Source organism: Salipiger thiooxidans, from assembly GCF_900102075.1.
Classification (GTDB): domain Bacteria; phylum Pseudomonadota; class Alphaproteobacteria; order Rhodobacterales; family Rhodobacteraceae; genus Salipiger; species Salipiger thiooxidans.
This window is the reverse complement of record NZ_FNAV01000006.1, coordinates 59,059-84,604: the sequence shown is the minus strand read 5'-3', so window position 1 is coordinate 84,604 and position 25,546 is coordinate 59,059. Positions and strand designations below refer to the sequence as shown.

The 25,546-nt window shown below is 67.3% G+C and carries 24 protein-coding genes and 1 pseudogene; 11 read left to right on the top strand and 14 right to left on the bottom strand.

What is annotated here, in order from left to right; translation table 11 throughout:
* The first annotated feature begins 53 nt into the window (after positions 1-53).
* Positions 54-899, top strand: coding sequence for an urea carboxylase-associated family protein (locus BLQ77_RS10375; RefSeq protein ID WP_089958607.1), 846 nt, complete (start codon positions 54-56; stop codon positions 897-899).
* 116 nt (positions 900-1,015) lie between these two features.
* Here the strand turns inward: BLQ77_RS10375 and deoD are convergent, their stop codons facing one another.
* From deoD to BLQ77_RS10360, 3 genes are all read right to left on the bottom strand, one after another.
* Complete coding sequence (deoD, locus tag BLQ77_RS10370) at positions 1,016-1,723, bottom strand: purine-nucleoside phosphorylase (protein ID WP_008883455.1); 708 nt, start codon at positions 1,721-1,723, stop codon at positions 1,016-1,018.
* Positions 1,723-2,034, bottom strand: coding sequence for an H-NS histone family protein (locus tag BLQ77_RS10365; RefSeq protein WP_089958604.1), 312 nt, complete (start codon positions 2,032-2,034; stop codon positions 1,723-1,725). The genes deoD and BLQ77_RS10365 overlap by 1 nt, the downstream gene beginning before the upstream one ends.
* Positions 2,035-2,289: 255 nt before the next feature.
* Positions 2,290-4,287, bottom strand: a complete 1,998-nt coding sequence (locus BLQ77_RS10360; RefSeq protein ID WP_089958602.1) for an ethylmalonyl-CoA mutase — start codon at positions 4,285-4,287, stop codon at positions 2,290-2,292.
* A 439-nt stretch (positions 4,288-4,726) separates the two neighbouring features.
* Between BLQ77_RS10360 and ccrA the strand changes: the two genes are divergently transcribed.
* The 6 genes from ccrA (at position 4,727) to BLQ77_RS10325 (ending at position 11,329) form a co-directional block, all read left to right on the top strand.
* Positions 4,727-6,013, top strand: a complete 1,287-nt coding sequence (gene ccrA, locus BLQ77_RS10355; RefSeq protein ID WP_089959089.1) for a crotonyl-CoA carboxylase/reductase — start codon at positions 4,727-4,729, stop codon at positions 6,011-6,013.
* A gap of 364 nt (positions 6,014-6,377) precedes the next feature.
* Positions 6,378-7,106 carry a helix-turn-helix transcriptional regulator gene (locus tag BLQ77_RS10345; RefSeq protein ID WP_089958597.1) on the top strand — a complete coding sequence of 243 codons (729 nt, stop codon included), beginning with the start codon at positions 6,378-6,380 and terminating at the stop codon, positions 7,104-7,106.
* A 168-nt stretch (positions 7,107-7,274) separates the two neighbouring features.
* Entirely contained in the window at positions 7,275-7,910 is a 636-nt protein-coding gene (locus BLQ77_RS10340; protein ID WP_089958594.1) for an acyl-homoserine-lactone synthase, read from the top strand.
* Between the two features lie 206 nt (positions 7,911-8,116).
* The gene (locus BLQ77_RS10335) at positions 8,117-9,094 is read left to right on the top strand and encodes a murein L,D-transpeptidase catalytic domain family protein (RefSeq protein ID WP_089958592.1); all 978 of its coding nucleotides are present in this window, start codon (positions 8,117-8,119) and stop codon (positions 9,092-9,094) included.
* Between the two features lie 301 nt (positions 9,095-9,395).
* On the top strand, positions 9,396-10,937 hold the full coding sequence (locus tag BLQ77_RS10330) for an ATP-dependent DNA helicase (protein WP_089958589.1): 1,542 nt from the start codon (positions 9,396-9,398) through the stop codon (positions 10,935-10,937).
* On the top strand, positions 10,934-11,329 hold the full coding sequence (locus BLQ77_RS10325; protein ID WP_089958586.1) for a PaaI family thioesterase: 396 nt from the start codon (positions 10,934-10,936) through the stop codon (positions 11,327-11,329). Before BLQ77_RS10330 ends, BLQ77_RS10325 begins: the two co-directional genes overlap by 4 nt.
* A gap of 21 nt (positions 11,330-11,350) precedes the next feature.
* Here the strand turns inward: BLQ77_RS10325 and BLQ77_RS10320 are convergent, their stop codons facing one another.
* From BLQ77_RS10320 to BLQ77_RS10295, 6 genes are read right to left on the bottom strand one after another with little or no spacing between them, the layout of a single operon-like run.
* Positions 11,351-12,283: a 2-hydroxyacid dehydrogenase gene (locus BLQ77_RS10320; protein ID WP_089958584.1), complete on the bottom strand. Its 933-nt coding sequence runs from the start codon at positions 12,281-12,283 to the stop codon at positions 11,351-11,353.
* A 1-nt stretch (position 12,284) separates the two neighbouring features.
* Positions 12,285-13,424, bottom strand: coding sequence for a rod shape-determining protein RodA (rodA, locus tag BLQ77_RS10315; RefSeq protein WP_089958581.1), 1,140 nt, complete (start codon positions 13,422-13,424; stop codon positions 12,285-12,287).
* Entirely contained in the window at positions 13,421-15,346 is a 1,926-nt protein-coding gene (mrdA, locus tag BLQ77_RS10310) for a penicillin-binding protein 2 (RefSeq protein ID WP_089958579.1), read from the bottom strand. The genes rodA and mrdA overlap by 4 nt, the downstream gene beginning before the upstream one ends.
* A complete protein-coding gene (locus BLQ77_RS10305) occupies positions 15,343-15,882 on the bottom strand; it encodes a hypothetical protein (RefSeq protein WP_008883162.1) in 540 nt (179 codons plus the stop codon). The genes mrdA and BLQ77_RS10305 overlap by 4 nt, the downstream gene beginning before the upstream one ends.
* Positions 15,875-16,789, bottom strand: coding sequence for a rod shape-determining protein MreC (gene mreC / locus BLQ77_RS10300; RefSeq protein WP_089958576.1), 915 nt, complete (start codon positions 16,787-16,789; stop codon positions 15,875-15,877). The genes BLQ77_RS10305 and mreC overlap by 8 nt, the downstream gene beginning before the upstream one ends.
* Before the next feature lie 45 nt (positions 16,790-16,834).
* Positions 16,835-17,881, bottom strand: a complete 1,047-nt coding sequence (locus BLQ77_RS10295) for a rod shape-determining protein (RefSeq protein WP_008883291.1) — start codon at positions 17,879-17,881, stop codon at positions 16,835-16,837.
* Between the two features lie 260 nt (positions 17,882-18,141).
* Here BLQ77_RS10295 and BLQ77_RS10290 point away from each other — a divergent pair, with 260 nt between their 5' ends.
* Positions 18,142-18,591: a YtoQ family protein gene (locus BLQ77_RS10290; protein WP_008883190.1), complete on the top strand. Its 450-nt coding sequence runs from the start codon at positions 18,142-18,144 to the stop codon at positions 18,589-18,591.
* Between the two features lie 60 nt (positions 18,592-18,651).
* Here BLQ77_RS10290 and BLQ77_RS10285 read toward each other — a convergent pair whose 3' ends face one another.
* Complete coding sequence (locus tag BLQ77_RS10285; protein ID WP_089958574.1) at positions 18,652-19,350, bottom strand: glutathione S-transferase family protein; 699 nt, start codon at positions 19,348-19,350, stop codon at positions 18,652-18,654.
* Between the two features lie 150 nt (positions 19,351-19,500).
* Between BLQ77_RS10285 and mscL the strand changes: the two genes are divergently transcribed.
* Positions 19,501-19,923 carry a large conductance mechanosensitive channel protein MscL gene (gene mscL, locus BLQ77_RS10280; protein WP_008882941.1) on the top strand — a complete coding sequence of 141 codons (423 nt, stop codon included), beginning with the start codon at positions 19,501-19,503 and terminating at the stop codon, positions 19,921-19,923.
* A gap of 134 nt (positions 19,924-20,057) precedes the next feature.
* Positions 20,058-20,945: a cation diffusion facilitator family transporter gene (locus BLQ77_RS10275; protein ID WP_008883301.1), complete on the top strand. Its 888-nt coding sequence runs from the start codon at positions 20,058-20,060 to the stop codon at positions 20,943-20,945.
* On the opposite strand, the pseudogene BLQ77_RS29950 reads toward BLQ77_RS10275, so the two are convergent.
* Positions 20,946-21,206 (bottom strand): annotated as a pseudogene (locus BLQ77_RS29950) (choline dehydrogenase); the annotation flags it as partial.
* 124 nt (positions 21,207-21,330) lie between these two features.
* Positions 21,331-21,789, bottom strand: a complete 459-nt coding sequence (locus BLQ77_RS10265; protein ID WP_089958571.1) for an Lrp/AsnC family transcriptional regulator — start codon at positions 21,787-21,789, stop codon at positions 21,331-21,333.
* Positions 21,790-21,924: 135 nt separating this feature from the next.
* Between BLQ77_RS10265 and ald the strand changes: the two genes are divergently transcribed.
* Entirely contained in the window at positions 21,925-23,073 is a 1,149-nt protein-coding gene (gene ald, locus BLQ77_RS10260) for an alanine dehydrogenase (RefSeq protein ID WP_089958569.1), read from the top strand.
* A gap of 93 nt (positions 23,074-23,166) precedes the next feature.
* On the opposite strand, the gene ccoS is transcribed toward ald, so the two are convergent.
* Together ccoS and BLQ77_RS10250 are read right to left on the bottom strand one after the other, a co-directional pair.
* Positions 23,167-23,328 (bottom strand): cbb3-type cytochrome oxidase assembly protein CcoS, encoded by a 162-nt coding sequence (ccoS, locus tag BLQ77_RS10255; RefSeq protein WP_008883140.1) that lies wholly within the window; start codon positions 23,326-23,328, stop codon positions 23,167-23,169.
* A gap of 31 nt (positions 23,329-23,359) precedes the next feature.
* Entirely contained in the window at positions 23,360-25,546 is a 2,187-nt protein-coding gene (locus tag BLQ77_RS10250; protein ID WP_089958566.1) for a heavy metal translocating P-type ATPase, read from the bottom strand.

The window sequence follows — 25,546 nt, the reverse complement described above, 5'->3', positions numbered from 1 at the left end:
GTGGCCGGCCATTGCGCTTCAGTCCGGGACGCGCCACAGAAGGGAGACCCGCCATGACAATCGCTCCACCCGACGCCGAGACCCGCCGCGCCATCGCGCCGGTGATCTGCTATCCGAACGACAGCCTGCCGCAGCCCGACCTCGGGCTCTACACGCAGGGGCTGGCCGGGGCGGAGCTGGTCGAAACGGTCATCGCCGCACCCCGCGACGCCTGCTCCTTTCGCGTGGCCGCCGGGCAGTTCTTTCGCATCGTGAGCGTCGACGGCCCGCAGGTGGGTGACCTCAACCTGTGGAACGCTGCCGATCTCTCGGAGCGGTTCTACTCCGGCAAGACCCGCGCCCTGCACGGCACCCACGTGACGACCGGCGAGCGGCTCTGGTCGGCCTTCCCGCACCTGCGCCCGATGGCGACCATCGTGGACGACACGCTGGACTGGTACGGCATCGACGCCTTTGGCGGCTCGGTCCACGACGTGATCGGCACCCGCTGCGACCCCTACACCGGCAACCTGCTTTCCGGCACGCAGTACCACCATTGCTGCCACTCGAACCTGACCCGCGCCCTTGCCGACGCCACCGGCCTGCCGCTGCGCGAGGCCGAGGCGCATGTGCATGACGTGCTGAACGTCTTCATGTGCACCGGCTTCACCCGCGACACCGGCCAGTACTTCATGAAGGCGAGCCCGGTGCGTCCCGGCGACAGCCTGACGTTCTTCGCCGAGATCGACCTCTTGGGCGCGCTGAGCGCTTGCCCGGGCGGAGACTGCTCATCCGAGCACAGCTCGGACACCGCCGTCTGCCATCCGCTGAAGGTCGAGATCCTCACCCCCGCGGCGGGCGCGCTCGGCGACTGGCAACAGCCCGCACGAAACGGCTACGACCGCAGCCACGGCCGCTAGGAGAGGGGCATCGCCATCCGCGTTGCCTCCCGCGAGGGAGTCCGTGGAAAGCGACGCCGTGTTTTTCGTGTAGTCCGTTCGTGACGTTCGATGGGCGGCCCGAGATGGCCCCGCGATCAGCCGGCGAAGGCCGCCTCGAGTGCGATCTGCACCATGTCGCCGAACGAGCTCTGGCGGTCCTCGGAGGGCAGTGCCTCGTGGCGCAGGAGGTGGTCGGAGACGGTCAGCACCGCCAGCGCCCGGACCCCGTGCCGCGCGGCGAGGTTGTAGAGCTCCGCCGCTTCCATTTCGACGCCCAGAATTCCATGACGCGTCATGATCTCATTGAGATCGGGACGCTCGTCATAGAAAACGTCCGCGGAATATATTCCGCCCACGTGATATATTGCGCCCATTGCTTTCGCCGATGCGACTGCAGCATTCAGCAATTCGAAATCCGCACAGGGTGCGAAATTGAGTTCGCGGAATATGCCGACGGACGGCGTGGACAGGGACGAGGCGGTCATCGCGAGGATGACGTCACGCAATTTCACCTTGTCCTGCATGGCGCCGGCCGAGCCGATCCGGATGAGGGTCTTGGCCCCGTACTCGCGGATCAGCTCGTTGGCGTAGATCGACAGGCTCGGCATCCCCATGCCCGATCCGTGGATCGTGACCGGGTGCCCTTGCCAGGTGCCCGTGAATCCGAGCATCCCGCGAACGCGGTTCACGCAGACGGGATTGTCGAGGAAGGTGTTGGCAGCCCATTCGGCCCGCAGGGGATCCCCGGGCATCAGGACCGTTTCAGCGATCTGGCCCGGCTGCGCGCCGATATGAACTGTCATCAGATTGCCAGATCGTCCAGAGACTTGCCGGACTCGAGTGCGGCCACCACCCAGTTGGGTTTGCGTCCACGACCGGTCCAGGTCTGGTCCGGATCAGCGGGATTGGCGTATTTCGGTGCGCCTTTCGAGCCTTTCGGTCCGGCGGCGGTGAGGATTTCCTCGAGCGAGAAACCGTATTCCTTGGCGGCTTGTTCAACCGCGCGCTTTGCGTCCGCCTTGCGGCGTGCATCAATCGTTTTCAGGGCTTTCTCGACGTCTGCCTTGAGCTGTTTCAGCTGGTCTTTCGACAGGGTGTCCAGATCAATGTCCATGCGTTTCTCCATTTTCGTGGAGAGCTTACTTCCCCATCTGAAATGTAAGCTCAAGATCCAGATTTGTGTCATCGCAAAGATTTGTCAAAAAATATGCAATCCGCTCACCGTTGAGGTGAGCGGGGAATTGCCAGTTCTATTTATGGGCGCGTCCGAAATTAAGACTTATTTCACTTTTACGTCATGTCGAAATTTTGCGATGCCCGCTCAGGTAGAGGAATCGCCACGCATTCCGAGACAAAAGCGCCATTTTGTCTATTCCGCTGCAACAGCCTTGGAATCGACCAGAGCCACAATATCCATCATGATGGTGTTCAGGACGAAATCCTTGGGGGTGTAGACCTTCGCCACGCCCATTGCACGCAGCCTCCGGGCGTCCTCGTCGGGGATGATTCCGCCGACCACGACCGGCACATTGCCAAGCCCCTCGGCCCGCATTCTTTCCATCAGGTCCTCGACGAGGGGAATATGGCTGCCGGACAGGATCGAAAGCCCGACCACGTGGGCACCGTTCTTTGCTGCCTCGACGATTTGTTCAGGCGTCAGGCGAATGCCCTCGTAATCGATCTCCATTCCGCAATCGCGGGCGCGGAAGGCGATCTGCTCGGCGCCGTTGGAATGGCCGTCGAGCCCGGGCTTGCCCACAAGGAAACGCAGGCGGCGTCCGAGACGGTCGCTGACCGCATCGACGGCGTCGCGGATGTCGTCGAGCCCCTCGGTCTTGTTGCTGACCGATCGCGAGACGCCGGTGGGGCCCCGGTATTCGCCGTGGACGACGCGCATCTGCTGGGCCCATTCCCCGGTGGTGACGCCGGCCTTGGCCGCGGCGATCGAGGCAGGCATGACGTTGCGCCCCTCCTTTGCCGCCGCACGAAGCTCGGCCAGTGCCGCGGCGACGGCCGCGTCGTCGCGTTCTGCCCGCCAGGCGTTGAGCCGCGCGATCTGCTCCTGCTCGACGGCCGGGTCGACGACCATGATGCCGCCGTCCTCGCCCACCAGCGGCGAGGCCTCGCCCTCGGTCCACTTGTTGACGCCCACGACGATGGTCTCGTTGCGCTCGATGCGGTTCAGCCGCTCGGCATTGGCGTCGACGAGCCGGCCCTTCATGTAGTCGATGGCCTCGATCGCGCCGCCCATGGCCCCGATGTTGGAAAGCTCGGCACGTGCCCCGTCGGCCAGCGCCGCGACCTTGGTCTCGACCGCCGGGTTGCCGTCGAAGAGATCGCCGTATTCCAGCAGATCGGTCTCGTAGGCGAGGATCTGCTGCATCCGCATCGACCATTGCTGGTCCCACGGGCGGGGCAGGCCGAGCGCCTCGTTCCACGCCGGCAGCTGCACGGCGCGGGCGCGGGCGTTCTTGGAGAGCGTTACCGCGAGTATCTCGATCAGGATGCGGTAGACGTTGTTTTCGGGTTGCTGCTCGGTGAGGCCCAGCGAGTTCACCTGCACGCCGTAGCGGAAGCGGCGGAACTTCGGGTCCTGCACGCCGTAGCGCGTCTCGAGGATCTCGTCCCAGAGCATCACGAAGGCACGCATCTTGCACATCTCGGTGACGAAGCGGATGCCCGCGTTGACGAAGAACGAGATCCGGCCGCAGAGCGCCGGGAAATCCTCGGGGGCGACGCGCGGCTTGAGCTCGTCGAGAACCGCGATGGCGGTGGCGAGCGCAAAGGCCAGTTCCTGCTCGGGCGTCGCGCCGGCCTCTTGCAGGTGGTAGGAGCAGACGTTCATCGGGTTCCACTTGGGAACGTTGGTGTAGCAGTATTCGGCCACGTCCCCGATCATCTTCAGCGAGGGCTTGGGCGGACAGATGTAGGTGCCGCGCGACAGGTATTCCTTGATGAGGTCGTTCTGCACGGTGCCTTGCAGCTTAGAGACGTCCGCGCCCTGCTCCTCGGCCACCGCGATATAGAGCGACAGCAGCCACGGCGCCGTGGCGTTGATCGTCATCGAGGTGTTCATCTGCTCCAGCGGGATCTGGTCGAAGAGCGTGCGCATGTCGCCCAGATGGCAGACGGGCACGCCAACCTTGCCGACCTCGCCCCGGCTCAGCACGTGGTCGCTGTCGTAGCCGGTCTGGGTCGGCAGATCGAAGGCGACCGAGAGCCCGGTCTGCCCCTTGGCGAGGTTGTTGCGGTAGAGCGCATTCGAGGCTTTGGCCGTCGAGTGTCCGGCATAGGTCCGGATCAGCCACGGCCGGTCTGCCTGGCGGGGGGCGTCACTCGGCTGGCGGTCTTTCTGAACGTCCGTCATGTCGGTCTCCGTGGAGCTGACCAGAATCTTGCTGGCAAGGTTGTTGCGTCCGTGGGTGAATATTCGAAATATTATGTCTCGTCAATTCGCCGCGCTGCGGCGCGGTTCTGCCTGTGCGAGCAACCCTTCAGCGAAACCCTGCATTTGAAGCGCCGCATCTCGCGAAAATAGCGGATTTTGCCGCAAATAGGCTACTCTAAAGCGTCTGAGAGCGCTGCGAAGGCTGCTTCCTCACCGGGCGCCTGGTGAGGCTGCTGGAAGTTTCTGCGTTTGCTCGGTCATAAAATTACAAAATGCACCTTGGTCGTTGTTGCATTGTTGCGCGGCCACCGCTATCTCATCTGTTCAAAGCCCGTCGATTCTGCACTGCGGCGCGGGCTTGGAGTGAAGGGAAACATGGCCGGCCGGCATGGTGCCGGCCAAATGGAAGGAGGACCCGATGGCTCTGGACACGCAAACCGGGATCGCGCCCTACGAGGCACCGGAGAAAGACCTCTACGAGATCGGCGAGATGCCGCCCCTCGGCTACGTGCCGAAGAAGATGTACGCGTGGGCGATCCGGCGCGAGCGTCATGGTGAGCCCGACCAGTCGTTCCAGAAGGAAGTCGTCGACACCTGGCAGATCGACAGCCACGAAGTGCTGGTTCTCGTCATGGCGGCGGGCGTCAACTATAACGGTGTCTGGGCCGGTCTCGGCATTCCGATCTCGCCCTTCGATGTCCACAATCAGGACTTCCACATCGCGGGCTCCGACGCCTCGGGCATCGTCTGGGCGGTCGGAGACAAGGTCAGCCAGTGGAAGGTCGGCGACGAGGTCGTCATTCACTGCAACCAGGACAACGGTGACGACGAGGAGTGCAACGGCGGCGACCCGATGTTCTCGCCCACGCAGCGGATCTGGGGCTACGAGACCGGCGACGGCTCATTCAGCCAGTTCACCCGTGTGCAGGCGCAGCAGCTTATGCCGCGTCCCAAGCACCTGACCTGGGAAGAGAGCGCCTGTTACACGCTGACGCTGGCCACCGCCTACCGGATGCTCTTCGGGCACCATCCGCACGAACTCAAGCCGGGCCAGAACGTCCTGGTCTGGGGCGCCTCGGGCGGCCTCGGCTCCTATGCGATCCAGCTGATCAACACCGCCGGCGCCAATGCCATCGGAGTGATCTCGGAGGAAGACAAGCGCGACTTCGTTCTCGGGCTCGGTGCCAAGGGCGTCATCAACCGCAAGGACTTCAAGTGCTGGGGGCAGCTGCCCACGGTCAACACGCCGGAATATAACGAGTGGCTCAAGGAGGCGCGCAAGTTCGGCAAGGCGATCTGGGAGATCACCGGCAAGGGCGTGAGCGTCGACATGGTCTTCGAGCACCCGGGCGAGGCGACCTTCCCGGTCTCGACGCTGGTCTGCAAGAAGGGCGGCATGGTGGTGATCTGCGCCGGCACCACCGGCTTCAACTGCACCTTCGACGTCCGCTACATGTGGATGCACCAGAAGCGCCTGCAGGGCTCGCACTTCGCCCACCTCAAGCAGGCTGCCTCGGCCAACCGCCTGATGATCGAGCGGCGGCTGGATCCCTGCATGTCCGAGGTCTTCGGCTGGGAGCAGATCCCCGACGCCCACGTCAAGATGCGCAAGAACGAGCACAAACCCGGCAACATGGCCGTTCTGGTGCAGTCGCCCAAGACCGGGCTGCGCACCTTCGAAGAGGCACTAGCGGCCCGGGGTTAACCCGGCATTGAGCCCGCAACCGCAATACGCGCCCGCGAATCGTGTCGACGGTTCGCGGGCGTTTCGTTTGCGGGGGCCTGCAGGTCCAATGCGGTCAGGGGCTTCGAAATCGGCGCCTCACCATTTCTGGGGAGTTGGAATGCGCGAATTTTCAGGCGGTAATAGGGGGTGCTATAGTTATGTTAATCTTTTGTTAAGACTCTGCGGGGAAGGCTGACCATGCGACATGATTGGATCATAGACGTACTGACAGACCTGAAATCCTTTGCGCGCGCGAATGCGCTCGACGCATTGGCCGAACAACTCGACGAGGCGCAACTCGTCGCCCAGGTCGAAATCGCGTCTGGTGCCGAGGGGGCGGGCATTGGGATCTGCGGAGGGGATTCCCGTAACGGGAGGGTTTCTGGAACAGCTTGAGCTGGCCGAGCGGCGCGAGGATCTTCAATCCGTAGCCGAGGCGTTGCGTGACCGGTTCAAGGTGGACCACCTCGTCTATCACTGGGTCAGTGCCAATGGTGAACAATATGGCTGCGGCACCTACGATCCGGTCTGGGTCGAGCGCTACCTCGAAAAGGGGTACCTTCGAATAGATCCGGTCATTCAGGGGTGTTTTCAACGGTTTCACCCCGTCGACTGGAAACGGCTCGACTGGTCGTCCAAGGCGGCGCGGGCCTTTCAGTGGGATGCCATTGCCCATGGCGTCGGAAACCAGGGCTATTCCATTCCGATCCGGGGGCCGAACGGCCAGTTCGCGCTCTTCACCGTCAACCACAGCTGCGATGACGAGGCCTGGGCAGAGTTCACCGCGCTCACTCGCAGGGACATGATCCTCATCGCGCATTACTTCAACCAGAAGGCGCTGGAGCTCGAGCCGGGACGCCGGCCCGAACCCGCCCAGCCGCTCAGCCCTCGCGAGATCGAGGCAATGACCCTTCTTGCGGTCGGCTACAGCCGCGCGCAGGTGGCCGAGACGCTGAGCATCTCGGAGCACACGCTGCGGGTCTACATCGAAAGCGCCCGCTTCAAGCTGGGCGCGATGAACACCACCCATGCGGTGGCGCGGGCACTGTCCCGTGGGCTCATCGTCGTCTGACGCGGCCCGTCAGGGGCGCAGGTTCGGGGCGGGCTCCGGCCCGCCGGCCGGGAGGCGTGTCCGGCCCATCCGTTAACCATATCTGAGCGCACCGCGCATGGCGATGTCGGGTCCTTAACCCTGTCTGCGCAGCTTCTTCCCATCGGACTTTGCGAGGGAGAAGACGCCATGATCCGCTACATCTACGCAGACCAGCTCGACGCGTTCCCGCTGCTCAAGCGCAGCATGTTCACCGATCGCGCGGACCAGTTCCGCACCCGGCTCGGCTGGGACGTTGCGGTCGACGCACAGGGTGAGGAGCGCGACGAATATGACGGAATGAACCCGCTCTACGTGATCTGGGAGCGCCCGGACGGCCGTCACGGCGGCTCGATGCGGCTGCTGCCCACGGTGGGGCGCTGCATGGTGAACGACCATTTCCTGCATCTCACCGGCGGCGTCCGGATCGAGAGCCCGCTGATCTGGGAATGCACCCGCTTCTGTCTCTCGCGCGAGACCGGTCCGGGCGCCGCTGCCGCCCTGATGCTGGCGGGCGGCGAGGTCATGCAGGCCTTCGGCGTCGCGCATTACGTCGGGGTGTTCGACGCCCGCATGGTGCGGATCTACAAGCGCATCGGCGCCTCGCCCGAGGTGCTGGGCAGCCAGGGCGAGGGCCGCGAGCGCGTCTCGGTCGGCCTCTGGGAATTCAGCGCCGGGGCGCATGCGCGGGTCTCCTCCAGCGCCGGCATCTCCGCCGCCATGTCGCGCGGCTGGTTCGAAGCCGCCTTCGGGGCGGGCGAGGTCCGGGTGCCGGTGGCCGCCTGAGGACCGCGGGGCAGGGGGCGCTTCGCGGCGCGCGCGGGTGTCCGCCTCACGAGGGGCCGATCGCGCGGCCCGTCGCATGAGCGTTGCCCTGCCAGAGGCGATGCCGAAATCCCACCAGTCCCGAGGAAATAATCCACAGGTTGCATCTGCGTCGAGCTAGTTGTGCTATGCATGTATCGAGGATCGTCTGGCAGGAGATTTCCCCGATGCTGAATGCACTCCGTCTCACCATGGCCCTTGCCGTCCTTCTGGCCCTCTCGGCGCCCTTCCCGGCCCGGGCGGCGTCGGAGGGCGGGGGCATCCCGTCCTGGCTTCAGGCGCATGTGGGGCTCGGCGAGGGCCAGATCGCCCCCGTCGTCCTGCAGAGGGCCCGCGAGCTCTACCTGAAGAACCGGGCCAGCGGCGAGGTGCGCAACCCCTGCTACCTCGCCATGGACGCGACGCGGCCGAGCACGGCGCCGAACGGCGATCCCGGGCGGCGGTTCTACGTCATCTGCGAGCCTTCGCGGTCGTTTCGCGCGGTGTCGTCGGGCTATGGCAACGGACGCAAGCTGCAGCGGGCGGATTTCTCCAACGGCCGGCAATGCGCCAGGAATTTCAGCAATGCCGAGGGGTCGAAGCTGACCATGGGCGGGCCCTACCTGACCGCCGAGACCCGAACGTCCTTCAAGGGTTACTACAGCCAGTCCGGCAAGCGCACACCGCTCTACCGCACCTTCCTGCTGTTCGACGGCAAGGGCGATACGGCGAACGCGCGGGAGCGGGCCATCGGAGGGCACCCGGCGGTCTTCGTCAAATGGCAGTGCCGTTTCAGGGACCCGCGGAACCCGCACGCGGACGAGGAAGGCTACGTGCCCTACGGGAGCCTCGTGAACTACACCGGTGGCCGCAGCAACGGCTGCACCACGTGGTCGCCCGCCGTCTCGCGGGACATCCTCGCGCAGGTAGAGGGCAACCCGACGACGCTCTACATCTATCCCGAAGGCCGCGATGTCGATGCGGTCGCCAATGCGGTGAAGGCCGGGACCGCGCCGTCGCGCGCGGGGCTCTACTGGAACGCCGCCTGTCTTCAGGCCATCGGAGCCCCGAAATTCTGGTCGAAGCGGACGCTGCAGCCGGTGATCGACAGCTGGCGGGACTCGCTGCCGGAGCAGCCGCAGCGGGCGTTGCCGATCTGCAAATAAGTTCTGGCGGGGTGGGGCCGTGGCCGGGACGCTGCTGCGGTTTTCCGTCCTGTGATGGGGGTGGGAGGTGGGTTCGGAGCGGTCTTCGGTTGGTGTCGTTGTCTCGTGCGGGGGCAGGTCGTGCGGCGATGCCTTGCCTGCAGCGAGGATTGACCACCTGCGGTCGCGGTACCCGTGAGGGAAGAGGGGGCGCTGCCCCCGTCCGCTTTCCGCGGACTCCCCCGGAGTTTATCGGGCAAGATGAAGGTGCGGGCGCCGTGCTCTCTGGCGTCTTCCGGCGCGGGACAGTAGGGTCCGCCGCATGGATCTTCCCGCGCTGACATTCTCCGACGACCAGGCCGAGGCCTGGGACCGCGTGGCGGAGATGCTGCGCGGTGCCGGCGTCGATCTCGACGACGGCGTGGTGCTGCCCGCCAAGGACGGCGCGGCCCGGGTGATGGCGGTCATGGGCAAGGCGGGCTCGGGCAAGACGCTGCTGCTCTCCGAGCTCTGCAAGGCGGTCGAGGCCGCGGGGGCCGAGCTTGTGTCGGGCGATTTCGAGAGCCGCAAGCGTCGCGAGAAGCGCAGCTTCGCTGTGCTGGCGCCCACCAACAAGGCGGCGAGCGTGTTGCGGATGCGCGGCGTGCCCGCGACCACCATTCACCGCATCATCTATACGCCGGTCTACGATCCCGAATACGAGCGCATCGCCGAATGGCTCACAGACCAGGCCGAGAAGCCCGAGATCGAGGCGCTGACCGAGGACGCGCTCGACCGCGCCTATGCCGCCTTCCAGGGCCACAAGTCGGTGCCGGCGGCGCTGGCGGCGGCGGGGCTCAGGGGCAGCGATTTCATCACCGGCTGGAAGCGCCGCGAGGAGCCGCTGGACATCGGCTTCGTCGACGAGGCCTCGATGCTCGACGACCGCCAGTTCGAGGACCTGCAGGAGATTTTCCCCAACCTCGTGCTGTTCGGCGATCCGGCGCAGCTCGCGCCGGTGAACCAGTCCGGCAAGATGGTCTTCGACGAGGTGCCCGAGGAGCGCAAGCTCGAGCTGCACCGCATCCACCGGCAGCAGGCCGACAACCCGATCCTCGATCTCGCCCATGCGCTGGCCGATCCCTCGCTCGAGTTCCACCATTTCGAGCGCATGGTCGAGGAGAAGGCGGCGCAGGATGACCGCGTGGTCTGGGCGGGCCGGGTCGAGGTCGACCTGATGGCGCGCTCGCCGGTGCTGGTCTGGCGCAATGCCACGCGGATCCGTCTGATCAATGCCTTCCGCGCCGTGCATGGCGCGCCGGAGACCGAGCTTCTGCCCGGCGAGCCGCTGATCTGCGACGGCATCGAGCTGCCGCTGAAACACCGCAAGAAGCGGCTGGACCTCGAGGCGCGCGGGCTCATCAAGGGTGCGCAGGTGATCTACCTCGGACCGGGCCGCAAGCCTGGTTTCTCGCGGTTGCACGTGATGGGCGCGCCCGATCCGCAGGTCTCGGCGGCCTCGATCGTGAAGATCGAGAAGCCCGACGAGGAAGAGCCCTTCATCCCCTACGCGGCCCGCATGGGCGCGGCCTTCCTGCACGGGGCGGCGGTGACCATCCACAAGGCGCAGGGGTCGCAATGGGAGAACGTGCAGGTGTTCGCGCCGGATCTCTTTGCCGCGGCGCGCATGGGCCGGGTCGAGGCCGGGCAGCCGCTGTGGAAGCGGCTCGCCTACGTGGCGATCACCCGGGCGTCGGACCGGCTTTACTGGGTGGTGCGCAACCGGCTGGCGCGGCCCACGGGGCCGCTCGGCACCGATGATCTAAAGGCGCCCGCGGTGGCGCTGACGCTGGAACAGGAAGAGGCAGAGACAGGCCCGGCATGAACGACATCACCGATCCCCCCAGCCCCTTCGCGCAGCACCTCGGCTACGAGCTGGTCGCGTGGCGCGAAGACTATGCCCGCTACGAGATGCCCATCCGTCCGTTTCTCGAGAACCGGCAGGGCATCCCGCATGGCGGCGCGATCGCGACGCTGCTCGACTCGACCATGGGTCTGTGCGGGCTCTGGTCCGGCGATGCCGCGGAGCGGCGCATGGGGCTGACGCTGTCGCTCAACGTCCAGTACATCGGTCAGGCGAAGGGCACGAAGCTGATCTGCGAGGCCCGCAAGACCGGCGGCGGCAGGACCACCTTCTTTGCCGAGGGCGAGATCACCGACGACACCGGGCAGCTCGTGGCCAAGGGCACCGGGGTCTTCCGTCACCGCCGCAGCTGAGGTCGCGACCGTGGTGCGGGTTCAGTAGCCCGCCGCGCGGTCCACCAGGTGGAGGAGGGGCTCGCCGGCCTCGCCCCGCCGGATGTTCTCGGCGATGACGCGGGAGGCGCTGGGCACGCGGGTGTCGGCGGCCACGTGGGGCGTGATCGTCACGCCGGGATGCGCCCAGAACGGATGATCCTGCGGCAGCGGCTCCCTGCGGAAGACGTCGAGCGTCGCGTGCCCGACCTGGCCCTGGTCGAGCGCCTCGACCAGCGCCGCGTCGTCGATCAGCGGGCCGCGCCCGGGGTTCACGATGCAGGCGCCGCGGGGCAGGAGCGCCAGCGTCTCCCTGTTCATCAGGTCCTGCGTCGCGGGCGTGTCCGGCAGCAGCAGCACGAGGATCTCGGCCCCCGCCAGCGCCTTCGTCAGGCCGTCCGGGCCGTGGTGGCAGGTGATGCCCTCGACCTCGCGCGGGGTGCGCGACCAGCCCGAGACCGGGAAGCCGAGCCCGGCAAGCGCACCCGCGCAGGCGGTGCCCAGCGTGCCGAGCCCCAGCACCGTCACCGGCCGCTCGGAGGCGAGCGGCGGCACCACCGGGTCCCAGCGATGGTCGGGGTTCATGATGTAGCGATCCATCCCGAGGTGGTGCCGCAGCACATGCCCGGTGACGTATTCCAGCATGCCCTGTGTCAGGCCTTCCTCGTCGACCATGCGCGCGAGAGGCACGGTCAGGGTCTTGTTCCCGGTGATCCGCTCGACCCCGGCCCAGAGGTTCAGCACCGCCTTGAGGCGGGTGTAGGGGGTGAAGTCCCGGACCTCGGAATCCGGCGCATAGACGATGTAGTCAACGGTTTCCGGTTCCGCCTCGCACCTCAGCGCGTAGTCGAGGCCGAAGCCGTCGAGCGCAGCGCGCAGCGGCGCCTCGTAGACGGCCCAGCGGTCGGGGCCGGCGGCAAAGAGAATGTTCGTCATGTCAGCGGGGCCTGTGGATCTGTGCGCTCTGGACCATTCCGAAGGCGATCATCAGCACCATCATTGCCGAGCCACCGTAGCTCACCAGCGGCAGCGGCACGCCGACCACCGGGGCGAGGCCCATGACCATCGACATGTTCACGGCAAAGAACAGGAAGAAAGTCAGGCCGATGCCCAGCGTCAGCAGCGAGGAATAGCGGTCGCGGTTCTGCATGGCGGCGATGATGCAGAACACGAGGACGAGCACGTAGAGGATGAGAAGGGAGATGCCGCCGACGAAGCCGAATTCCTCGGCCAGCGTGTTGAAGATGAAGTCGGTATGCTTCTCGGGCAGGAAGTTCAGCCGGGACTGGGTGCCCTGCATGAAGCCGCGCCCGGTCCAGCCGCCCGAGCCCATGGCGATCTTGGCCTGGGTGATGTGGTAGCCGGCGCCCAGCGGATCGGTCGAGGGGTCGAGGAAGGTGTCGATGCGGCGGAACTGGTAGTCCTGCAGCAGTTGCCAGCTGGTGCCGCGCGACAGGAAGACGGTGTAGACCGCGCCCACGCCTCCGGCGGCCACCACGGCGAAGTAGAGCCAGTGCACGCCCGCGAGGAACATCATCAGCGCGCCCGCGATCAGCAGCAGGAGCGCGGTGCCGAGGTCGGGCTGGATCAGCGTCAGCCCGGTCGGCAGCAGGATCAGCAGGATCGGCGCCAGCACCCAGATCGGGTGCGACACCCGTTTCATCGGCAGCCAGTCGTAATAGGCCGCCAGCACCATCACCAGCGCGATCTTCATCAGCTCGGACGGCTGCAGCTGCATGAAGCCGATGTCGATCCAGCGTTGCGCACCCATGCCGACGGTGCCGAAGAGTTCCACCCCCACCAGCAGCGCCAGCGCCAGCATGTAGATCAGCGCCGAGAGGTTGCGCCAGAGCCAGATCGGCACCATCGCCACGAGGAACATCGCCGCAAGGCCAAGCGCGTAGCGTTCCATCTGCGGCTCGGCCCAGCGTTCGATGGAGCCGCCCGCGACCGAGTAGAGCATCAGGAAGCCGACGCAGGCGACCGCTGTCAGCAGGATCACCAGCGGCCAGTTCAGGTAGAGCACCTTGCGCCACCCGGTCGGGACCGTCTTGACCGTGTATTCGAGATAGCTCATGCCCGGCTCCCCGCGGCGGCGGCGGCGGCCCGTTCGCGGCGGATCCGTTCGATCTCCTGTTGCTGCGCCTCGATGCGGCCGCGGTCCGAGGAAGGGTAGGCGTCGAGCGGCGGGGTGCCGCCGAAGAGCGCCTGCAGGGTGATGTCGCGCGCGATGGGCGCCGCGGTCGAGGACCCGCCGCCACCGTGCTCGACGACCACCGAGACCGCGATGCGCGGCGCGTCATAGGGCGCGAAGTTCACGAAGAGCGCGTGGTCGCGATGCTCCCACGGCACTTCCTTGCTGTTCACGACGCGGTTCAGCACCTGGCTGGTGCCGGTCTTGCCCGCCATCAGCATGTGGTCGAGAGCGATGCGCGACCGGTAGGCGGTGCCCCGGCGGCTGTTCATCACCGAGAACATGCCCTTGCGGATGTACTTGAGATGCGTCGGGTCGATGTCCAGCGTGCCGCCGCCCCGCGACGGCGTCTCGACGCCGCCGACGCTGCGCACCAGCCGCGGCTCGATGGCGCGCCCCGTGGCAACCCGCGCCACCATCACCGCCTGCTGCAGCGGCGAGGTCAGCACGTAGCCCTGTCCGATCGAGGCGTTCACCGTGTCGCCGATGCGCCACTCGGCGCCGCGCTCGCGCCGCTTCCAGTCCTTGTCGGGAATCAGCCCGTCGGTAACCGCCGACATCGGCACGTCCGGCGCGGTGCCGAGCCCGAGCCTGCGGCCCATGTCGGCGATCTTCTCGATGCCCACCTTCAGCGCGAGGTCGTAGTAGAACACGTCGCAACTGTCGCGGAGGCTGTTCTCGAGGTTGACCCGGCCGTGACCAGAGCGCTTCCAGCAGTGGAAGCGCCGCGAACCGATCTCCATATGACCGGGGCAGTAGACCGTGTCGTCGGGCCCGATGACCCCGGCCTCGAGGCCCGCCAGCGCGGTCACCAGCTTGAAGGTCGAGCCGGGCGGGTAGGCGTCCTGCACGGTCTTCGAGGCCAGCGGCCGGTGGTTGTTCTCGCGCAGCACGTTGTAGTCGGCGACCGAGATGCCGCGGACGAACTTGTTCGGGTCGTAGGAGGGGGCCGAGGCGATGGCCAGCACGTCGCCGTTCTCGACGTCGATCACCACCGCCGAGGCGCTTTCCTCGCCGAGGCGCGCCTTGATGTAATCCTGCAGGTCGCTGTCGACGGTAAGCTGCATGTCGGCACCGGTCGCGCCCTCGCGCCGGTCGAGCTCGCGCATGACGCGGCCGACGGCGTTGACCTCGACGCGCTTGGCACCGGCCTTGCCGCGGAGCTGCTCCTCGAACTTCGCCTCGATGCCGACCTTGCCGATCTGGAAGCGCGGGATGCGCAGCACCGGCTCGGGGTCCTCGTAGCGGGCGAGATCGCGCTCGGAGACCGGGCCCACGTAGCCCACCACGTGGGCGAAGTTCTCGTGCTGCGGGTAGACGCGGCTCAGGCCTACCTCGGGTGTGACGCCGGGCAGGGCGGGGGCGTTCACCGCGACGCGGCTGATCGACTCCCAGCTCACGCGGTCGGCGACGGTCACCTGCAGGAACGGCGGTGAGGTCCGCATCTCCTCGATGGCGCGCTTGACCTCGGCCGGGTCGAGTTCGACCAGCACCGAGAGGCGGCGGATGACGTCGTCGATGTCACCGGCATCCTCGCGCCGCATGGTGATGCGGTAGGTGTTCTCGTTCTCGGCGATCACCCGGCCGTTGCGGTCGAAGATGCGGCCGCGCGACGGCGGAATCAGGTGGATGTTGATGCGGTTCTCTTCGGCCAGCAGGCGGAACTCGTCAGCCTGCTCCACCTGCATGTAGCGCATGCGCATCGCCAGCGTGCCGGCAAAGGCCACCTGGGCGGCGCCCAGCATGAGCCCGCGTCGGGTGATCTTGCGGCTGCTCTCGGCGGTATCGCGGGGCGTGCGTCTCACAGGCTCCTCCCGGCGTGGTCGAAATCGCCCGGGGCAAGGCGTCGGACCCCGAGCAGGTACTGCGAGACCATCACCACCAGCGGGTAGCAGATCACGGTCATCGCGAAGCGCATCAGCGACAGGAAAGACGGTCCGGCCGGAACGATCAAGAGCCCGAGGGCAAGGCGAAACACAATCGTGATGACTGCGAGCACCGTCGCGACAGCGATCCACTCCATGACGAAGGTGCTCTCGCGGTCGCGCCGGTCGCGCGACTTGAGGAACTCGGTCGCCATCAGCACCAGCGCCGACCAGAGCCCCGGCGGGCGCTGGAAGAGGATGTCCGCGAGCAGCATCACCGCCGCGACCGAAAGTGCGGGCACGTAGTCGGGACGGCGTAGCGCCCATGCGAAGCAGAGCGCCACCAGAAGGTCGGGCCCGGCATAGCGCGGCGGTAGCAGGTCGAGCGGCAGCAGGTGATAGAACATCACCAGAAGCGACAGTCCGACAAAGGCCGCACGCATGATCCAGATGCGGGCGGGGCGGGATTCAGCCATCGGGCTGCTCCGGTGCCTGCGCGGTGTTGCTGCCCGTGCCCGGCGGCAGCTCGGGCAGGATCAGCGCCGAGGGCGAGCTCACGCGCCGGGCGCCGTGGTCGCGCAGGACGCGCAGGAACTCGAGCCGCTCGTAGTCGGCGGCAAGCCGGACCCGCAGTCGGCCGCCCGGATCCTCGGCCACCTGTCCGATCAGCAGCCCCGGCGGGAAGACCTCGCCGTCGCCGCTGGTCACGATGCGGTCGCCGGGGCGCACCTGGTCGGGATCCTCGAGGAAGTCGATGGGCGGCGCGGCGGAGTTGTCACCGGTCACCAGCGCGCGCTGTCCCGAAGGCTGGATCACCGCGGGAATGCGGCTGGTGGTGTCGGTAAGCAGGATCACCCGGCTGGTGTTGGCGCCGACCCCCGAGACCCGCCCGACGAGGCCGATGCCGTCCATGGTCGCCCAGCCGTCGACGATGCCGTCGCGCGATCCCACGTTGATCAGCACCGACTGGCGGAAGGGTGAGCCACTGTCGGCCAGCACCACGCCGGTGATGTAGGTGAGCCGGGGATCAAGGCGCACGTTGTTGAGATCGCGCAGGCGCGCGTTCTCCTGCTCGAGCTGCAGGGCGGCCTCTTTCCAGGCGGTCATCTGGCGCAGCTCGCGGCGCAGTTCCTGGTTCTGCTCGTGGATGCGCTGGTAGCTCTGGAAATCCCGCAGGATGTTCACCGTACCCGTGACCGGCGCCATGGCCCAGTCGAAGCCGGGCAGCACGGCGTCGATCACCTGCGCGCGGAAACGCTCCACCCGCGGACTGTCGATCCGCCAGAACAGGAAGAGCCCGAAGAGGCACAGGACCAGTACCGCCAGAAGCAGACGCTTCAGCGGGCGGGAATAGTCCTCGGAATTGGTTCCGTGCTTCGCCATTCAACCCCTTATAACAGGCTTGGGGCCGCGATCATTCAACGCGTGTCAGGAGTCGTAGTCGATGGCGTGGCGCAGCTGCTTCTCGTACTCGAGCGCCTTGCCGGTGCCGAGCGCCACGCAGTTGAGGCTCTCGTCCGCGATCGAGACGGCAAGACCGGTCTGCTCGCGCAGGGCCAGGTCGAGATCGCCCAGCAGCGCGCCGCCACCGGTGAGCATGACGCCCCGGTCGACGATGTCTGCGGCAAGATCCGGCGGGGTGGCTTCGAGCGCGGTCATCACCGCCTCGCAGATCTGCTGCACCGGCTCGGCCAGTGCCTCGGCGACCTGCGCCTGGCTGATCTCGGTTTCCTTCGGTACGCCGTTCAGCAGGTCGCGGCCGCGGATCTGCATCGACGAACCGCGCCCGTCGTCGGGCATGCGGGCGGTGCCGATGGAGGTCTTGATGCGCTCGGCGGTGGATTCGCCCACGAGCAGGTTCTGCTGGCGGCGCAGATAGTTGACGATGGCCTCGTCCATGCGATCGCCGCCGACGCGGATCGAGCGGGCGTAGACGATGTCACCCAGCGACAGAACGGCCACCTCGGTGGTGCCGCCGCCGATGTCCACGACCATGTTGCCGGTCGGATCGGTGATCGGCATGCCGGCCCCGATGGCCGCCGCGATGGGCTCGGCGATGAGGCCGGCCTTGCGGGCTCCTGCGCTCAGCACCGACTGGCGGATGGCGCGCTTCTCGACCGGGGTGGCGCCGTGCGGCACGCAGACGATGATCTTGGGCTTCGAGAAGGTCGAGCGCCTGTGCACCTTGCGGATGAAGTGCTTGATCATCTCTTCGGCGGTGTCGAAGTCGGCGATCACGCCCTCGCGCATCGGCCGGATGGCCTCGATCGAGCCGGGTGTCCGGCCCAGCATCAGCTTGGCGTCCTCGCCCACGGCGAGCACTTTCTTCACCCCGTCCTTGATGTGGTAGGCGACCACTGAAGGCTCGGACAGGACAATCCCGCGTCCCTTGACGTAGACCAGCGTGTTCGCGGTCCCGAGGTCGATTGCCATGTCCGCCGAAAAGGCGCCCATGAGTCTATCCAGTCCAAACATTCTGTGCCCTGCCCCGAATACTAAATTTGGCCCGCGACTCTGCCCGAGTCCAAGCCGGAGGTCTTATAGGACCGCTTGTCCGTTGGCGAAAGGGGCTGGGCGCTGCAATTCGGCGTGAAACCGCCGCAGCCGGAGCGCCTGCCCGGAAACCGGCAGGTCACCTTTCCCGAGGGGCCCGGCAAGGGGCGCGGGTTTGTCTTGCGCCCAAGCCAGCATATGTCAGGAACAGGTCGGACACCGCATAAGGAGGGAATGAGGACATGGGGCTGAACGTCTATCTGTCGGGGGAAATCCACAGCGACTGGCGCGACCGGATCATCGAGGGCGCGCAGGGGCTCGACGTCACGTTTTCGTCACCGGTGACCGATCATGCCGCGAGCGACGATTGCGGGGTGACGATCCTCGGCGCCGAGGAGAGCAAGTTCTGGCACGACCGCAAGGGCGCCCAGATGAACGCGATCCGAACCCGCAAGGGCATCGCCGACGCGGACGTCGTGGTGGTGCGCTTCGGCGACAAGTACAAGCAGTGGAACGCCGCCTTCGACGCGGGCTATGCCGCGGCTCTCGGCAAGTCGCTGATCATCCTGCAGCCGCCCGAGCATGACCACGCGCTCAAGGAGGTCGACGCCGCCGCGCTCGCGGTCGCCCGCGAGCCGGAGGAGGTGGTCGAGATCTTCCGCTACGTGCTCACCGGCACCCTGCCGGGCTGAGTTCTTCAAACGACGCAGGTCCCCTTGAGTAGCGGGGGCCGTGCGTCACGCAAGCCGCGCTCAGTCCCGCGGCGGGGTGACCATGCCGATCTTTACCGCGGGCCGTTCTAGGAACCGTTCCACGTAGGCCCGGCAGTTCGGCAGCTCCGGCCAGCCCACCACGTCCGTCGCGCCGTAGAACCCGAGCGCGTTGAGCCAGGGCGCGATGGCCATGTCGGCGATGGAGTAGTCGCCGGCGATCCACTCTCGCCCTTCGAGCTGCCGCTCGACCACGCCGAGCAGGCGGCGCGCCTCGGAGACGTAGCGCTCGCGCGGGCGGGGATCCTCGATCTCGGAGCCCGCGAATTTCCAGAAGAAGCCGAGCTGCCCGAACATCGGCCCGATGCCGCCCATCTGGAACATCAGCCACTGCAGCACCTCGTAACGCGCCGCGGGCGTGCTGCCGATGAAGCGTCCGGTCTTGTCGGCCAGATAGATCAGGATGGCGCCGCTCTCGAAGATGCCGACGGGGCTGCCATCGGGGCCGTCGGGGTCGATGATCGCGGGGATCTTGCCGTTGGGGTTGAGCGAGGTGAACTCGGCGCTCTTCACGAACGCGTCGCCCAGCGGCACCTTGTGAGCCTCGTAGGGCAGGCCCATTTCCTCGAGCGCGATCGACACCTTGACCCCGTTGGGGGTCGGGAAGGCATAGAGCTGGATGCGGTCGGGATGGGTCGCGGGCCAGCGGGCGGTGATCGGGAAATCGGAAAGAGTGGTCATTCTGCGCTCCTGCAAATGCGCCGGACCAGAGGCGGGCGGTTTGCCGTTTCCGCGCGGGCCCGGCTATGCCAGTGTTTCCCCAAGCCTTGCCCGCAGAGGACCGGGCGATCAATCGCTGCGACGCAGCCGAGGACAGCAAGGAACACAAAAGTGATTCAGGAATTCAAGGATTTCATCGCCAAGGGCAACGTCATGGACATGGCGGTCGGCATCATCATCGGCGCCGCCTTCACCGCCATCGTGCAATCGCTGGTCAACGACATGATCAATCCCATCGTCGGTCTCTTCACCGGCGGCATCGATTTCACCAACCTGTTCTGGGTCTACGGAGACGGCAGCTATGCCAGCCTCGAGGCCGCGCGCGAGGCCGGGGCCACGGTCTTTGCCTACGGTGCCTTCCTCACCGCCGTGATCAACTTCTTCATCATCGCCTTCGTCGTCTTCATGCTGGTGAAGACCGTCAACCGGGTGAAATCGGCGGCCGAGAAGCCTGACGAGGTGGCGCCCGAAGTGAAGACCGGCCCCTCGGAACTCGACATCCTGATCGAGATCCGCGACTCGCTGAAGCGCTAGGCCGAACCGGCGTGCGGGCGGGGATAGGCGGCATCCTGAAGCCCCTGAAAGCCATGCGCGCGCGGCATGGCGGTGGTCGGTTGCGCGATGCGGGACGCTTCGCTATCAGGCGCGCACACGCAAAGAGGGCGACCATGAGCCAGGTCCTGAAAATCGCCTGCGGCAGTGTTGCCGTGGGCCTCGCTGTTCTCGCGATCAAGACCATCGCTTGGTGGCTGACCGGCTCCGTCGCGCTTTTGTCCGACGCGCTCGAGAGCATCGTCAACGTCGCGACGGCGCTGGCCGCGGTGGTGGCGCTGCGCATCGCCGCTCAGCCCGCCGATTCCCGCCATCCGTTCGGCCATCACAAGGCCGAGTATTTCAGCGCCGTGCTCGAGGGCGTTCTGATCGTCGTCGCGGCGATCCTGATCCTGCGCGAGGCCTGGTCGGCGTGGCAGGACCCACGCATCATCGAGGCGCCCTGGCTCGGGCTCGGGATCAACTGCGTCGCGAGCCTGATCAACGCGGCCTGGTGCTGGAAGCTGATCCGCACCGGGCGGCGCATGCACTCTCCCGCGCTCGAGGCCGACGGCAGGCACCTGCTGACCGATGTGGTTTCGTCCATCGGGGTCACGGCGGGCGTGGTGGCCGCGGTGCTCACCGGCTGGGCGTGGCTCGACCCGGCGCTGGCCGCGCTGGTGGCGCTCAACATCCTGTGGTCGGGCTGGCAGGTGGTGCGCGGCTCGGTCGGCGGGCTGATGGACGTCTCCGCCCCCGAGGAAGAGCTGGAGCAGATGCGTGCGCTGATCTCGGCCAATGCCGAGGGCGCCGTCGAGGCCCACGACCTGCGCTCGCGCCGCGCCGGCAGTGCGGTCTTCGTCGAGTTCCACCTCGTGGTGCCCGGCGACATGACCGTGGACGCCGCCCACGACATCTGCGACCGGGTCGAGGGGGCGCTGCACAAGGCCTTCGAGGGCAGCCGCGTGATCATCCACGTCGAGCCCGAGCACAAGGCCAAGCACAGCGGCATCGTGGTGCTCTGAGCCGCGGCCTTTCGTCCATTCGCTGATACGCCGATATCCGCCCGGCACCTTGCCGATCAGCGAGCGCCCGTTCAGCCCGGATTCTTCGGCAGTGCGCGGGTTGTTGATGGAGTAGAGGTAGCCCATCGGGATGTGGTTCCAGTGGTCGTTGTCGCGACCGCCGGCCTCGAGCAACAGCCCGCGGCGCCCCGCCTCGGCCAGACGCTTGGCCAGCACGCAACCCGCGCGGCTTGCTCCGGCGATGACGTGATCCCGGGACATTGGCCCTCCCCTTCCGCATCGCCGCTCACTTGTCGGACATTTGATATGTCAAACAATTGTGGGTGCCGCAGCCGGCGATGGTCGTGGCGTCATTTGGTTGCAGCCTGTGCGTGCCGGGGTGCCCTCAGACGGGCAGGGCGGTGGTCTTGAACACCGTGCGCAGGGCGAAGCTCGACTGCATCTGCGCGACGCCGGGCAGGCGGGTCAGGTACTGGCGGTGGATGCGGGCGAAGTCCTCGGTGTCTTCGGCTACGACCTTGAGGATGTAGTCGGCGGTGCCGGCCATCAGGTGACATTCCAGCACGTCGGGAATGCGCGAGACCGCTTTCTCGAAGGCTTCCAGCACCTCGTCGGCCTGCGCGCTCAGGGTGATCTCGACGAAGACCGTGGTGGGCATGTTCATCTTGCGCGCATCGAGCAGCGCCACGTAGCCGCGGATGAAGCCCTCGGTCTCGAGCCGCTGTACCCGGCGGTGGCAGGCGGAGGGCGAGAGATGAACCTGATCCGACAGGTCTGCGTTGGACATGCGGCCCTGTTTCTGAAGGACGCGCAGGATGCGGCGGTCGGTGTCGTCCAGATCCATGGTGATTTCTTTCGTGAAAGGGGCCGTTTGTCGAAGCTTCTACGCGGAGGGCGCCGCGCAACGCACCAAATCCGCGCGGAAATTGCAAGCCACGCTTGGCAGGATTCAAATATAATCGACAGGGAGGAGTCGCAGATGAAACTTGGATGCCCCGCAGAGGTCAAGGCGCAGGAATACCGCGTCGGCCTGACCCCCAACGCCGCCCGCGAAGCGGTCGCGAGCGGACACACCGTCCTGATCCAGCAGGGCGCCGGTCTCGGCGCCGGCTTCGAGGACGCGGACTACGTCGCGGCGGGCGCCCGCATCGTCGGCAGCGCCCCCGAGGTCTTTGCCGAGGCCGACATGATCGTGAAGGTGAAGGAGCCACAGCCGGCCGAGCGGGCGATGCTGCGCGAGGGGCAGATCCTCTTCACCTATCTCCACCTCGCGCCCGATCCCGAGCAGACCGAGGACCTGCTCGCCTCCGGGGCCACCTGCATCGCCTACGAGACGGTGACCGATGACCGCGGCGGGCTGCCGCTTCTGGCGCCGATGTCCGAGGTCGCGGGACGCCTCGCGCCGCAGATGGGGGCGTGGACGCTGCAGAAGGCGAATGGCGGGCGCGGCGTGCTTCTGGGCGGTGTGCCCGGCGTCGGCCCGGCCCGGGTCGTGGTGATCGGCGGGGGCACTGTCGGCACCCACGCGGCGCGGGTCGCCGCGGGCATGGGCGCCGAGGTCAGCGTGCTCGACCGGTCGCTGCCGCGGCTGCGCTACCTCGACGACGTGTTCGGCGGCACGTTCCGCAACCGCTACTCGACCGAGGGTGCGCTGACCGAGCTGCTGGCCGAGGCGGACATGGTGATCGGCGCGGTGCTGATCCCCGGCGCCGCCGCGCCGAAGGTGGTGAGCCGCGCGATGCTCGGGGGTATGAAGCATGGCGCGGTGCTGGTGGACGTGGCCATCGATCAGGGCGGCTGCTTCGAGACCTCGCGGGCGACCACCCATGACGACCCGATCTACGAGGTCGACGGCATCCAGCACTACTGCGTCGCGAACATGCCCGGCGCCGTGCCGCGCACCTCGACCATCGCGCTGGGCAACGCCACGCTGCCCTTCGTCATCGCGCTCGCCAACAAGGGCTGGCGCGCCGCCTGCGCCGAGGACCGCCACCTGCTGGCCGGTCTCAACGTTCACGCGGGGCAGCTCACCAACGCCGCCGTGGGCGAGGCGCTGGGCCGCGAGGCGATCACCCCCGAGGCCGCTCTGGAAGGGAGTGACCAGGCCGGGCTGAGCCGGGCCGTCTGATCCGAACCGGGGAATTCCGGCGTCGCAGCGGGCGGCGCCGGGAGGCCTCCGGCAAGGATTTCTCCGGGGAAACGCAAACGCGCTCGTCCGGCGTCAGTCCTGCTTGGGCTTGTCGTCGTACTGGCCCGAGAGGATGCGCGCGGCGTTGCCCTCGGGGTCATCGTACTGCCTGGTACGCACGGTGATGACGAAGAACAGAAGCCCCATCCCGCCGAGAAACAGCGAGATCGGGATCAGGTAGAGCAGGATGTTCATGGGGTGAGCCTCCGGGAAGCGCGCCGCGGGCTCATTTCAGCCGCAGCGCGTTGAGCGACACCGTAATCGACGAGGCCGACATCGCCAATGCGGCAATCAGCGGCGAACACAGCCCCGCGATCGCCAGCGGCACCGCGATGAGGTTGTACCACGAGGCGATGGCAAAGTTCTCGCGGATGCGCCTGGTCGCGCGCCGGGCGGTACCGAGCGCGCCGGGCAGGGGGGCGAGCGAGCGGCCGAGCAGCACGATGTCCGAGGCCACCCGCGCCGCGTCCAGCGCCGAGGCGGGCGAGATCGACACATGCGCCGCGGCCAGCGCCGCGGTGTCGTTGAGCCCGTCGCCCACCATCAGCACCTTGTGACCCTCGTCCGACAGCGCCCGCACCCGGGCCGCCTTGTCCTGCGGCAGCGCCTCGGCGATCCACTGCGGGATACCCAGCCGGGCGGCCAGCGTCTCGACCGCGCGGGGGGTGTCGCCGGACATCAGGATCACGCGCTTGCCGCTCTCGAGCAGGTCACGCACCGCCTCTTCGGCCCCGTCGCGCAGGGTGTCGGCGAAGGTGAAGACCTGCGCCGGGCCCTCGCCGACGCGGAGCCAGGTCGAGGTGACGTCGCTCTGGCCGCCCCCGACCCATGCCGAGCGCCCGAGTCGCACGGTCTGCCCGCGCCAGAGCGCCTCGGTGCCGTGGCCCGGCAGCTCGGTGATCCCGGTCAGCTCGGCGGGCGGGATGCCCATGCCGCGCAGCTCTGCGGTCAGCGACTGCGACAGCGGGTGGGCCGAGCCCTCGGCCAGTGCCAGCGCAATCTCGAGGTCGTTGCGGGTGAAATCGCCGGTGTTGGTCACCTCGGGGGTGCCCGAGGTCAGCGTGCCGGTCTTGTCAAAGACCACTGTGTCGACCCCGGCCAGCCGTTCGAGCGCGGTGCCGTCCTTGATCAGCAGCCCCTTGCGGAACAGCCTGCCCGAGGCGGCGGTGGTGACGGCGGGCACGGCGAGCCCCAGCGCGCAGGGGCAGGTGATGATGAGCACCGCCGCCGCGATGTTGAGCGCGACGCGGAAGTCGAAGGTCCAGAGATACCAGCCGGCGAAGGCGAGCGCGGAGAGGATGTGCACCCCCGGCGCGTAGAGCCTGGCGGCCTTGTCGGCGAGCGGCGTGTAGTTGGCGCGGCCCGCTTCGGCCACAGCGACCAGATCCGCCATGCGGTGCAGCGAGGTCTCGCGCCCGACCGCGGTGGCGCGGATCACCAAGGGGCCGGTCAGGTTGACCTCGCCCGCGCTCACGCTTGTGCCGGGGGCGGCATAGACCGGGCGGGTCTCGCCGGTCAACAGCGAGCGGTCGAGCTCGGACTGGCCATCGGTGATCTCGCCATCGACCGGCATCCGCCCGCCGGGGCGCACCCGCAGCAGGTCGCCCACCGCAAGCTCGGAGACCGCGATCTGTTCCTCGCCCTCCGCGGTCAGGCGCCACGCCCGCGGCACCTCGAGCGCCGCCAGCTCCTCGGCGGCGGAGCGGGCGATGGAGCGGGTGCGGTGGTCGAGATAGCGGCCGGTGAGCAGGAAGAAGGTCAGCGCGATGGCGGCGTCGAAATAGGCGTGCTCGCCCGAGAGCGAGGTCTCCCAGAGCGAGGTCACCACGGCCAGCAGGATCGCCAGCGAGATCGGCACGTCCATGTTGAGCCGCCCGGCCCGCAGCGCCGTCCACGCGTTGCGGAAGAAGATCTGGCCGGAGAAGGCAATGGTCGGCAGGGTGATCGCGGCCGAGATCCAGTGGAACATATCGCGGGTCGGGCCCTCGGCCCCGGACCAAACAGAGATCGACAGCAGCATGACGTTCATCATCGCGAAGCCCGCCACCGCGAGCCGCATCAGCAGGTCGCGCCCGGCGCGGTCGGTCTGGGTCGCGGACAGTGCGCCGCTGTCGAGCTCGTGCACCTCGTAACCCGCGCTCTCGACCAGCGGGATGAAATCCTCGGCCGTGAGCCCGTTGTCAGCATCGATGGCGACGCGCTTCATGGTCAGGTTGACGCGGGCCGAGCGCACCCCCGGCGCCGCGTTCAGGACCTCTTCGACCGTGCGGATGCAGTTGGCGCAGTGGATGGTCGGCAGCGACAGCATCACGTGGGCGTTCTGCGGCTCGGCGCGGGCGGCGAGGGCCTCGGCGGCGGGGGCGGCGGAGCAGGCGGGGCAGGCCGAGACCTGCGGGCGCATCGCGGCGGTCAT

Bases quoted from the DNA above. Each gene is read 5' to 3' on its own strand.
- rodA (WP_089958581.1), bottom strand. From the start codon at position 13,424: ATGAGCTATCTCGAATACACGGTCAAGACGGTCCCGACCGGGTGGCGC.
- BLQ77_RS10320 (WP_089958584.1), bottom strand. From the start codon at position 12,283: ATGACGAACATTCTCTTTGCCGCCGGCCCCGACCGCTGGGCCGTCTAC.
- BLQ77_RS10275 (WP_008883301.1), top strand. From the start codon at position 20,058: ATGAGCCAGGTCCTGAAAATCGCCTGCGGCAGTGTTGCCGTGGGCCTC.
- BLQ77_RS10295 (WP_008883291.1), bottom strand. From the start codon at position 17,881: ATGTTTGGACTGGATAGACTCATGGGCGCCTTTTCGGCGGACATGGCA.
- ccoS (WP_008883140.1), bottom strand. From the start codon at position 23,328: ATGAACATCCTGCTCTACCTGATCCCGATCTCGCTGTTTCTCGGCGGG.
- BLQ77_RS10375 (WP_089958607.1), top strand. From the start codon at position 54: ATGACAATCGCTCCACCCGACGCCGAGACCCGCCGCGCCATCGCGCCG.
- BLQ77_RS10335 (WP_089958592.1), top strand. From the start codon at position 8,117: ATGCTGAATGCACTCCGTCTCACCATGGCCCTTGCCGTCCTTCTGGCC.
- BLQ77_RS10305 (WP_008883162.1), bottom strand. From the start codon at position 15,882: ATGGCTGAATCCCGCCCCGCCCGCATCTGGATCATGCGTGCGGCCTTT.
- mreC (WP_089958576.1), bottom strand. From the start codon at position 16,789: ATGGCGAAGCACGGAACCAATTCCGAGGACTATTCCCGCCCGCTGAAG.
- ccrA (WP_089959089.1), top strand. From the start codon at position 4,727: ATGGCTCTGGACACGCAAACCGGGATCGCGCCCTACGAGGCACCGGAG.
- BLQ77_RS10360 (WP_089958602.1), bottom strand. From the start codon at position 4,287: ATGACGGACGTTCAGAAAGACCGCCAGCCGAGTGACGCCCCCCGCCAG.
- BLQ77_RS10325 (WP_089958586.1), top strand. From the start codon at position 10,934: ATGAACGACATCACCGATCCCCCCAGCCCCTTCGCGCAGCACCTCGGC.
- BLQ77_RS10250 (WP_089958566.1), bottom strand. From the start codon at position 25,546: ATGACCGCCGCGATGCGCCCGCAGGTCTCGGCCTGCCCCGCCTGCTCC.
- BLQ77_RS10290 (WP_008883190.1), top strand. From the start codon at position 18,142: ATGGGGCTGAACGTCTATCTGTCGGGGGAAATCCACAGCGACTGGCGC.
- BLQ77_RS10285 (WP_089958574.1), bottom strand. From the start codon at position 19,350: ATGACCACTCTTTCCGATTTCCCGATCACCGCCCGCTGGCCCGCGACC.
- BLQ77_RS10340 (WP_089958594.1), top strand. From the start codon at position 7,275: ATGATCCGCTACATCTACGCAGACCAGCTCGACGCGTTCCCGCTGCTC.
- deoD (WP_008883455.1), bottom strand. From the start codon at position 1,723: ATGACAGTTCATATCGGCGCGCAGCCGGGCCAGATCGCTGAAACGGTC.
- ald (WP_089958569.1), top strand. From the start codon at position 21,925: ATGAAACTTGGATGCCCCGCAGAGGTCAAGGCGCAGGAATACCGCGTC.
- BLQ77_RS10330 (WP_089958589.1), top strand. From the start codon at position 9,396: ATGGATCTTCCCGCGCTGACATTCTCCGACGACCAGGCCGAGGCCTGG.
- BLQ77_RS10365 (WP_089958604.1), bottom strand. From the start codon at position 2,034: ATGGACATTGATCTGGACACCCTGTCGAAAGACCAGCTGAAACAGCTC.
- BLQ77_RS10265 (WP_089958571.1), bottom strand. From the start codon at position 21,789: ATGGATCTGGACGACACCGACCGCCGCATCCTGCGCGTCCTTCAGAAA.